This window comes from Actinomadura sp., from assembly GCF_044508335.1.
In the GTDB taxonomy this organism is placed as follows: Bacteria; Actinomycetota; Actinomycetes; order Streptosporangiales; family Streptosporangiaceae; genus Spirillospora.
The window spans coordinates 1,729-3,553 of the sequence record NZ_JBIQHY010000007.1; the positions used below are offsets into that span (position 1 = coordinate 1,729).

At 77.6% G+C, this 1,825-nt stretch carries 2 protein-coding genes; one reads left to right on the top strand and one right to left on the bottom strand.

What is annotated here, in order from left to right; translation table 11 throughout:
* The coding region (gene rsgA / locus ACIWVC_RS04470; RefSeq protein WP_396453830.1) for a ribosome small subunit-dependent GTPase A at positions 1-950 on the top strand (950 nt) is incomplete at its 5' end.
* Positions 951-1,020: 70 nt separating this feature from the next.
* Here the strand turns inward: rsgA and ACIWVC_RS04475 are convergent.
* A partial coding sequence (locus ACIWVC_RS04475) for an ABC transporter permease (RefSeq protein ID WP_396453831.1) occupies positions 1,021-1,825 on the bottom strand: 805 nt, incomplete at its 5' end.

Below are 1,825 nucleotides of genomic sequence, written 5' to 3' on the forward strand. Positions count from 1 at the left end.
TGCCGGGTGATCCGCCGGCGGCGCCGTGCACGGGCGACTGGGCGGCGCTGCGCCCGGACGGGCCGGGCGGGCGCCCGGCGGTGGCGGCGCTGCTGCCGCGCCGGACCGCGATCGTGCGGGCGTCGGCGGCGCGCGATTCGCGGGGCCAGGTGCTGGCCGCCAACGTCGACACCGTCGCGGTGACGGTGCCGCTGGACGCCCGCCCGGCTCCGGGGCGGATCGAGCGGCTGGTGGCGCTGGCCTGGGAGAGCGGGGCGCGGCCGGTGGTCGTGCTGACCAAGGCCGACCGTGCGCCCGGCGCGGCCGGCGCGGCGGCCGAGGCCGCCGCCGCGGCGCCGGGCGTTCAGGTGGTGGCGTGCAGCGCCGCGACCGGCGCCGGCGTCGACGCGGTCCGCGCGGCGCTGACCGGGACGGTGGCGCTGGTCGGGCCGTCGGGCGCGGGCAAGTCCACGCTGGGCAACGCGCTGCTGGGCGCCGAGGTCCTGGCGACCGGCGCGGTGCGCGAGAGCGACGGCAGGGGCCGGCACACCACGGTGCGGCGGGAGCTGCTGCCGCTGCCGGGCGGCGGTGTGCTGATCGACACGCCGGGGCTGCGCGGTGTCGGCCTGTTCGGTGCGTCGGAGGGCCTGGAGCGGACGTTCGCCGACGTGGAGGAGCTGGCCGCGGGGTGCCGGTTCGGCGACTGCGCGCACCTGTCGGAGCCGGGCTGCGCGGTGCTGGCCGCGGTCGAGGACGGGACGCTGCCGCGCCGCCGCCTCGACAGCTACCGCCGGCTGCTGCGCGAGAACGCGTGGGCGGCGTCGCGCACCGACGCGCGGCTGCGCGCCGAGCGGGAGAACCGGTGGAAGTCGGTCAGCAGGGCGCAGCGCCGCATGTACCGGGACCGCGACCGGGACCGCGACCGGGACCGCGACCGGGACCGCGACCGGGACCGGGGGCGGGACCGGTGAGGCGGCCGGCCGCGCGGGTGTGAGGGCACCCCCGCGGCCCGCGGTCTGGGCCTCCGCGGGCCGCGGGGTGTCACCGGCCGCGGTGCCGGTAGGTGCGCACCGACAGCGGCACGAACACCGCGAGCAGCAGCAGCGCCCACCCGGCGGTGGCGGCGACGGGGTGGGCGATCGGCCATGCCTGGCCGGCGGCGGCCGCGCCGGGGTTGCCGAACAGGTCGCGCAGGGCGGCGGTGAGGGCGCTGACGGGGTTCCAGTCGGCGACGACCTGCAGGGCCGTGGGCATGCCGCCGGTGGGGACGAAGGAGTTGGACAGCATGGTGACGGGGAACACCAGCGGGAGGAGCTGGTCGGCGGTCTGCTCGTTCTTGACCACCAGGCCGAGGTAGCAGCCGGCCCAGCTCAGCGCGTACCGCATGAGGCCCAGCAGCGCGAACGCCTCGACGGTGGGCCAGATCCCGTTGTGGGCGCGCCAGCCGACGATGAGCCCGGCGGTGGCCATGATGACCATGCCGAGGACCCCGTTGAGGATCTCGGCGCCGGTGTGCCCGAACGGGACGGCCGAGCGGGCCATCGGCATGGAGCGGAACCGGTCCATGACGCCGCGGGAGGCGTCGGTGGCGACCCGCATGGCGACCGCCATGGTGGCGGTGAAGGTGACCATGGCGAACAGGCCGGGCATGAGGTACTCGCGGTAGTCGCCGCCGCCGGGGACGGCGATGGCGCTGCCGAACACGTACCCGAACAGCACGACCATGACGGCGGGGAAGATCAGCGCGGCGATGAGCTCGCCGGGTTCCTGGCGGATGCGCGACAGCTCGCGCCCGATGAGGGTGAGGCCGTCGGCGAGGGTCCAGCGCAGCCGCCCGGCGCGGGTG